This is a genomic window from Neobacillus sp. KR4-4 (genome assembly GCF_042136325.1).
In the GTDB taxonomy this organism is placed as follows: domain Bacteria; phylum Bacillota; class Bacilli; order Bacillales; family Cytobacillaceae; genus Neobacillus.
The window spans coordinates 61,008-69,250 of the sequence record NZ_JBHHJU010000030.1; the positions used below are offsets into that span (position 1 = coordinate 61,008).

Annotated in this window: 5 protein-coding genes; 4 read left to right on the forward strand and 1 reads right to left on the reverse strand. The window is 31.2% G+C overall.

All coding sequences use genetic code 11. From position 1 onward, the window contains the following. Positions 1–59: 59 nt before the first annotated feature. From ACE198_RS23445 to ACE198_RS23460, 4 genes are all read left to right on the forward strand, one after another. Positions 60–1,286, forward strand: coding sequence for a glycoside hydrolase family 88 protein (locus ACE198_RS23445; RefSeq protein ID WP_375377235.1), 1,227 nt, complete (start codon positions 60–62; stop codon positions 1,284–1,286). A 23-nt stretch (positions 1,287–1,309) separates the two neighbouring features. Further along, a complete protein-coding gene (locus ACE198_RS23450; RefSeq protein WP_375377236.1) occupies positions 1,310–2,191 on the forward strand; it encodes a glycosyltransferase family 2 protein in 882 nt (293 codons plus the stop codon). Between the two features lie 73 nt (positions 2,192–2,264). Continuing rightward, the gene (locus tag ACE198_RS23455) at positions 2,265–3,818 is read left to right on the forward strand and encodes a lipopolysaccharide biosynthesis protein (RefSeq protein ID WP_375377237.1); all 1,554 of its coding nucleotides are present in this window, start codon (positions 2,265–2,267) and stop codon (positions 3,816–3,818) included. 207 nt (positions 3,819–4,025) lie between these two features. Next, positions 4,026–5,159 carry a glycosyltransferase gene (locus tag ACE198_RS23460; RefSeq protein ID WP_375377238.1) on the forward strand — a complete coding sequence of 378 codons (1,134 nt, stop codon included), beginning with the start codon at positions 4,026–4,028 and terminating at the stop codon, positions 5,157–5,159. A gap of 64 nt (positions 5,160–5,223) precedes the next feature. On the opposite strand, the gene ACE198_RS23465 is transcribed toward ACE198_RS23460, so the two are convergent. Next, a complete protein-coding gene (locus tag ACE198_RS23465; protein WP_375377239.1) occupies positions 5,224–7,563 on the reverse strand; it encodes a right-handed parallel beta-helix repeat-containing protein in 2,340 nt (779 codons plus the stop codon). Positions 7,564–8,243 lie beyond the last annotated feature (680 nt).

Below are 8,243 nucleotides of genomic sequence, written 5' to 3' on the forward strand. Positions count from 1 at the left end.
TAAAGACTTCCATAGGTTATGTAAAATAGCATAAAAATTTCTTACGAAAGGATATTTATATGGTCTTACAAGGTTTGACTTTCATCTTACTTTTCCTTGCTTTAGTAATTGTGATTATAGACTTAGTACCTATTTTTAAAGATTGGATATCGAGAATTAGGATTGGGAATTTTCACGATAAATTAATTTGGAACAAGACAATAATCGAAAGAGGAGCAATATGGATTGGAAATACACCCAAAATCAAAGTGACAGATAATACAAGGTTGATTGTAATTGATATGTTAAAAAGGAATTACTCAAAAAGCGCAATCCAGCATTGGCAGGAGGCTTCCTTAATATTAGGACTTGCTGAATATCTAAAATATAACGATGATCCAAAAGTGAAAAATGAACTTCAGGGTTTTTTGGATCGAAAGTTTGATAGTAATGGTGATTGGAAGATTAAACCTGAGAAAGTAGACGGAGCGATATTGGCTTACTCAATAATGAAAATTAATTTTATTGATATAGATAAATACAAAAAGGCATTAGATTCCACTTGGGAGCTAATTCAAGAACATATTGGTCAAGATGGTACAGTACAATACAGAAAGTCAATGAAAAGTTATAGATATGTTGATACAATTGGTTTTATTTGTCCATTTCTAATATCGTATGGTCTAAAATACCATAAAGAAGAGTGTATTGAACTGGCAGTTAAACAAATTAAAACTTATGAAAAACATGGTATGTTAGATGATATGTATATACCATGCCATTCTTACAATATTGAAAATAAAATCCCGCTAGGTTTATATGGTTGGGGGAGAGGGCTTGGTTGGTACGCTATTGGACTTATTGATGCCTGGTCAGAATTGCCAAATAAGCATAAATATAAATTGACTTTAGATTATAGCATTGAAAAATTCGCACAAGCTGCCATTAGATTCCAACAAAAAAATGGTAGTTGGAATTGGACTGTAACTAGATCTGAATGTAGACCAGATTCCTCTACAACATCAACTTTAGCATGGTTTTTGTTAAATGCATCGGCCATAGATAGTATTTCAGATAAATGCAATGATAGTGCGAATAAAGCCATTAATTACTTAATGAGTGTAACAAGACGAAACGGATCTATTGACTTTTCACAGGGAGATACCAAAGATATAGGTGTTTACTCAAGTTTATTTAATATTTTACCTTTTACTCAAGGGTTTAGTATTAGATGTATGAATCGATATCTCCAAAATTCATTAGAAAATAGTAAAACTAAAAAGGTTAATAGACAAAATATTGTATAATGCTGCAGATGGGGGATAGTCCAATGAAAATAACGGTGTTTACACCAACCTATAACAGGGGATATCTTTTAGAAAAACTATATCAGTCATTACAACAACAAACATTTACAGATTTTGAATGGTTGGTAATTGATGATGGTTCTAAAGATAGCACTGAAGATTTAATTGAAAAATGGGTGAATGAAAAAAATTCTTTTCCTATTAGATATAAAAAGGTTCCAAATGGAGGTAAGCACCGAGCAATAAACATGGCAACAGACCAGGCAAATGGGGAATTGTTTTTTATTGTTGATTCGGACGATTATCTTACCGAAGATGCTCTCGAAAGTATTGTTAGATGGGAGAAAACACTTCCAGATAAAAAATTATTTTGTGGAGTTTCTGGGAACAGAGGAAAAAGCATAAATGACTTCTTAGGGACAACTTTTGAGGGTGAATATATTGATGCAACCTCACTAGAGCGAAATAAATTTAATATTACTGGAGATAAGGCTGAGGTATTTTATACAGATATTCTTAAAAACTATAAGTTTGATGAGTTTGAGGGAGAAAAGTTTATTTCGGAGGCTACGGTATGGGATCGAATGGCCAACGATGGTTTCAATATTAGATGGTTTAATAAAACAATATATATTTGCAATTATTTAAATGATGGATTAACTCAAAATATAGATGAGATATTTGCAAAAAATCCAAAAGGAACTGCTTGTTATATTAATCAACAAATTAAATTTTATAAACCAAATCTTTTTGGTAAGTTTGCGAATTACAGTTTATATTATAGCTTTGTAAAAAGAAATATTGGAATAAAACAAGCATCGGAATATTTGGGGATTAATTTGTTTACATTTCTCTCAGCAATTATACTAGTTAAATGTAAAAGGCTTATTTTGAATAAATCTTAAAAGTTCCATTTCCCTTTTGTTCTAATCGTTATTAAGTAAATCGAATAAAATAATTTGGAATATTGGAGAAACTATGAGAGTAAAAAGTTCTTTAATTAATATTTCTGTTGGATTAGGCAATCAACTTATTATTACAATATTGAGCTTCATTTCAAGGACTGTATTTATAAACACTCTAGGGATTGAATACCTTGGTATAAATGGCCTTCTAACTAATATTCTAGCGATGTTGTCTTTGGCTGAAGCTGGTATTGGCTCTAGTATAATGTATAGTTTATACAAGCCAGTGGCTGAAAATGATCAAAATAAAATAAACGTATTGATGAAATTATATAAAAAGGCATATATGATTATCGCTCTTGTAATTTTGTTACTAGGATTATCTATAATGCCCTTTTTGGATTTTTTTGTAAAAGGTTCTAATGTGGAAAATATTCATTTGATCTATCTTATTTTTTTACTAAACACAGTTGCACCTTACTTTTACATACATAAAAATTCTTTTCTAAATGTTTGTCAAAAAGGTTATTTAGTGACTGGCATATATTCAATTTCGTCGATCATTTCTGTCTGTATAAAAATTGGTATTTTACAGTTCACCAGAAATTATATTCTATACTTAATAATTGACAGTATTATTACAATAATAAATTCTATAATAATATCCATTATTGCAAATAGGAAATATCCTTTTCTAAGAAATAAGACATCGGATAAGTTAGATAATGAAACAACAATAAGTATAATAAAAAATATTAAAGCCATAGTATTACAAAATATTGGGACCTATCTTGTATTTGGAACCGATAATATCATTATTTCGTCATTTGTTAGTGTTGCCGCTGTTGGATTATATTCAAACTATAATATGTTAATTGAAATTTGTAGGACTTTTATTAATCAGGTTTTTAATAATATATATCATAGTGTTGGAAATCTAGTTGCAAAGGAAACTAAAGATAGGGTCTATAATTTGTATAAGGTATATAGATTCCTAAATTTTTGGCTTTATTCATTTTTAACCATTGTTTTGGCGATCTTACTAGAGCCATTTATTTCATTATGGTTAGGACCAAAGTTTTTAATGAGCCATAGTGTTTTGGCAATATTAGTGATTTGTTTTTATGAACGTGGTATGAGAAATTCGATTACAACTATCAAAACTACAGCAGGAATTTTTTATGAAGATAGGTATGCGCCGTTATTTCAGGCCGGTATTAATCTGGTTTTTTCTATTGTATTGGTGAAATATATGGGGATATCTGGAGTTTTCTTAGGGACACTCATAAGTGCATTAGCAGTTCCTTTCTGGACTACACCTTATTTTGTATATAAAAAGGTATTTAAGGAACCATTAATAAAATATTTCATAAACTACACTTATTATGTAGTTGTTGGTTTAGCCGCTTTTATAGTTACAAGAATGATTTGCAGTTTTATTCCTTCAAACAACTTATTATATATAGGATTAAGTGGGTTAGTTTGTTTAATTGTCCCTAATATAATTTATATTACAATTTTTTATAAGACCGAGGAATTTAGGTATCTTTTGGTGATTATGAAAAAAGTTTTTGGTTCGCTACAAATAAAAATGAATCTAAATAAAAAAATAAGAAATGCAGGTTGATTAATAAAGAACTATACACAAATTACAACTCTAAACAAAATTAAAGAGATATAAAACGGCGAATTGTCTGAGCATTTTGTCTTTTTTTATTTTTAGTTATTAAGGTTCTTATATTCCAAATGATATTTTTTTAAGGGACTATGGTTTGAGAGTCTATAGTGTTGTTTTGCACTTGAAAAAGAATGCGATTAGGAAGGATGTGATGATTTGAAAAAGAAAGTGGCTTTTTTTATTGAGTCAATGGTAGTCGGAGGAGCTGAGAAAGTTCTAATTGACCTTGTAAATAACTTAAATCCAGAAAAATATGAAATAACAGTTATTGCTCTGTTTAAGAAAAGCGTATATACGAATTATTGTTTTGAATTTGATGAAGGCTTTCAACCACATGTTAAATATAAGTATCTAATTGACAATACAAATGTATTGCGATATCGTCTTTTTAATTATTTGTATGCACATATGCCAAAGCATAGAATGTACCGTTATTTAATAAAAGATGAGTACGATGTGGAAGTGGCATTTTATGAAGGTTGGCCGACAGAATTTGTTAGTTTCTCTTCTCAAAATAGTTATAAAATAGCCTGGTTACATACGAATCAACATCGGTTGTATCAGAATTTAACTATTAGCCAATTGGATGAAAGCAAGAGAATCTATCAATCCTTTAGTCAGATAATCGGTGTATCCGAAGCTGTGTGTCAATCATTTAATGTAATCTTTCCTAATTCTGAGCCGCGTTGCGTTTATAATCCAATCCAAGATGAATGGATTACTACAAAGGCAAAAAAAGAACATATTAAGCGCCAGGATGTAATGCAATTTGTTACAGTAGGGCGCTTGATTCCAGTAAAGGGATATGAACGTCTGATTTCTGCTTTGGCACAATGTAAACAAGAGGGCTATTCATTTTGTTTATGGATGATTGGTGATGGAGAAAATCTAGATCAGTTACAAGCAATGGTAAAACAATATCATTTAGAGCAGGAAATTGATTTTTTAGGACAAAAAGCCAATCCATACCCATATATAAAAGCAGCGGATTGTCTGATTTGTTCTTCTTATGCGGAAGGTTTAAGCACAGTTGCAATTGAGGCCATAGTTCTTGGAAAACCTGTAATTACTACAGATTGTTCCGGGATGCAGGAAATATTTGGTTCACATGAGTGTGGATACATATGTGAAAATACCGAAGAAGGTTTGATACGGGCCATAAAAGAAGTTTTAAGAAAACCTATTAATTTGGATTATTATAAAGAGCAAGCAAAGCAGCGTAGAGAGTTTTTTGCATTAGAGAATAGAATGGCAGAAGTGGAGATACTATTGGACGAAGTTATTAAATGAGCAGGTAACCCAATTAGGCCCCTGCTCAACCTTCTAGTAACATTGCAGGTGTGGGGGAGCGCTTTTATATTTTTTTTACTGTAACAATCAAATTAGTATTTTGTGTATCCTTTATGCTGATAGAATTTTTATCTAATATAGTTATCAATGGGTGAATGATTTGAGACGTAGGTGAAATGCATAAAATATAAGGTTCTAAGGTATTAAGATTATGGTTGATAGAAGCATTATACCCATCACCGTTATCTTGTAAAGTTAGGTTGATTTTGTAGGTGTCATCAATGTCATAACCAACAAATGTGCCCGTGTCTTCACTTGGTAAGTTTATTTTTGTAAACGTATTATCCGATGAAATGAATTGTATCATAGGGTTAATGCTATTGTAATAAATCAGGTTAAGTGGAGTGTTTCCAGTATATTTTAAATCACTTTGTTTAACGAAAAATGTAAAGACATCCCTTATGACAGTTTTTTCGTGATGTATTAGGTGAGAGAAATTAGAATTAGCAATCTCAATAGTGCATCTTTCAAGTTTAATTAAACCGCTGGGTTGATTAAAGTCTGTTGCAAAAAGATAACTTATGGTATTAGCAATTAGTTCACATTCCTCCAATAAAATTGTTGCAGTAAAGCCTGAAGTGTTTATATTTCCAGCTTTAATTATCGTGTCTGTAAAACGGGATTTAGTTATAAATAATTGCCTATCTTTTGTACTCAAGATAAGGTTAATTAACGTACTGTTATAGAAATCGCAATTTTCAATCGATACCTTTTCGCTCTTAGTCGTACCATTTAGAGTTTGAATAGTAATCTTTAAATTGTTAAAAGTACATCCAATTTGTTTATAAACCTTTAAAGTTAAATCTCTTACAGACGTTGAATCAAGAATACAATTTTCTATTTTGCTAGCTGTAATAGCAGGTGTTCCGCTAATAGTTGCATATTTAATACGATTATTTCTAAAAGTATTGTTTATATTACTGGTTCCCATATGAATGTTGGTAACGTCTACAAAATTATTATCTGATACATTTATTTGATAAGAATTGTTGGCACTAAAAGACAGATTCCCACCTGTTATGCTATTCTCTGTAATATTTACATAAGAATTTCCAAAGTTAGAAGTCATTAGGCCTATACTTGTAGCACAATTATAAATGATGTTTCCTCTTATATTTGCACTTAGCAAGCTATAAAGATTAATCCCAATTGAATCTATATTATATATGTGATTATTCTCAATCTGTATTGAATAGCAACCGGCTAATATTCCATGATTACTGCCATATATCAGATTATTCTTAATAACACAGTTATCACCATATGAGTCTTCTTGATTTATTGCATATCTTGTGGGATCGCTAAAGATTGGCTTTCCATCCAAGAAGCTATTACTTCCTTTCCCATTGTCTCTAATAACATTATGCTGAACGACATTATAGCTACCCCCAAGTGAAATCCCCCCTCTATGTCCATTGTAGACCTCATTATATTCAACAACGTTATGGTGAGGAATTAAGCCAAACTTTAGTGTTATTTGTAGATTTTTAGATGGATTTGTCTCGCCTGAAAAGACCATTCTCATTTTCGCAGCATTTAGTGGAATTGAAATATCGGTATAAATTTTTCTCTTTTTAAGAACCCCAATATAGGAGTTGTCTGGTTTGTAGAAAAAAACATCGACGTCTTTATTTATTAAAGCGGTCAACCGTGTAAAACCAGCGCCTGCTATAAGAAAGGAGGAAAAGACAGCATCAGTAGGTATATTTATAAAGCCTGTTGTTAAAGAATTTGTAGAAGAAATTAATTGCCCAGTTGAATAGTCTAGAGAATTTAAAGTTAGATTCATATTAAATTCTGCTAATTCTCTAATTGCAGAACTGGTAAAGGTTATATTATCTCCCATATAGTCTCTAACGATACAATTGTTTATAGAACTGTATTTTGTGCTTTTTCGGAATACCACTCCATAGCTGTTTTCCACTCTTCTTTCAGCAGTTACATTCAAAAAACTTCTATCATCCCTGCATCCAATAATTGTTCCATTAATTAGGTGAGCATGCATTACATTTTCAAATACAATACTATTACCTGTAAAATTGTAATAATCAGTGGTTGTCCTATTGTCAAAAGGGGATTTTCGATCAGAATCATAAATGACTTTTAAGGTAGATCCATTTAAATCAAATGTCATGTTACTAACCATTTTTATTTCTCTTGGATAGCATAAAGCATATTGCCCTTTAGGCATTAAAACACCGTTATATCCATTGTTATAAGCAAATTGAATAGCATTATTTATTCCTTGAATATTGGTATCCGCCATTAGATAATCTGCAGCTGTATAAGGTTTATTTGGTATCCCTTGCTTGATATTCCATTTAGCAAGTTCAATTAAATACATTATTTTTCACATCCTTTAACTTTCTAACACTAGGAGATTTTAGTTAGTTTCTAATAAAACTTCTAGTTTCTTTAAATTATATGAATTAGTAATTATTTGGTGTGGACAAGATTCCTAAGTTATAATATTGGAATTATATTTTTCGGAAATCCACAGCTATAGTAGGTATGTGTAATTATCAATTGATTTTGATACCCATAATTTACCCATAGTTGACGGTATTGCCTGCCCGGAAGTGGACGAGTATAATATCCTTGTAAAATTCATGAGAAAGGAAAGGACCTCTCCCAAGATGTATACACGCAAGGAATCACAATGCTGTTTTGCTTCTAAGGGGTTCAATTGACAGTATGCATAATTGTTCGTTCCAGTTGAATTGAATAGACTCCAGTTGTCTCCAATAGAATATGAGCCTTTCTCCATAACCGTCGGTTAGTTCTCCAATTCTATTCCGCAATCCTTCAAATTCAGGCCTAGATTGTTTAATTTCACCTTCATATATACATTTCTTTAATGCATCGTAAATAACCATATAACTCTCCCCTTACTGTCTGCTGCCATTTTCAATGGCAGTGTTTTTTGTTGTTTTAGGAAAATTTTATGTCGGTACTTATGGAGAGAATTATGCGACAATGTAGTAATGTAAATCATTCCCTGGCGGGAGGAGGACAAAAATAAAG

Coding starts and splice junctions, on each gene's coding strand:
- ACE198_RS23445 (WP_375377235.1), top strand. CDS start 60: ATGGTCTTACAAGGTTTGACTTTCATCTTACTTTTCCTTGCTTTAGTA.
- ACE198_RS23450 (WP_375377236.1), top strand. CDS start 1,310: ATGAAAATAACGGTGTTTACACCAACCTATAACAGGGGATATCTTTTA.
- ACE198_RS23455 (WP_375377237.1), top strand. CDS start 2,265: ATGAGAGTAAAAAGTTCTTTAATTAATATTTCTGTTGGATTAGGCAAT.
- ACE198_RS23465 (WP_375377239.1), bottom strand. CDS start 7,563: ATGTATTTAATTGAACTTGCTAAATGGAATATCAAGCAAGGGATACCA.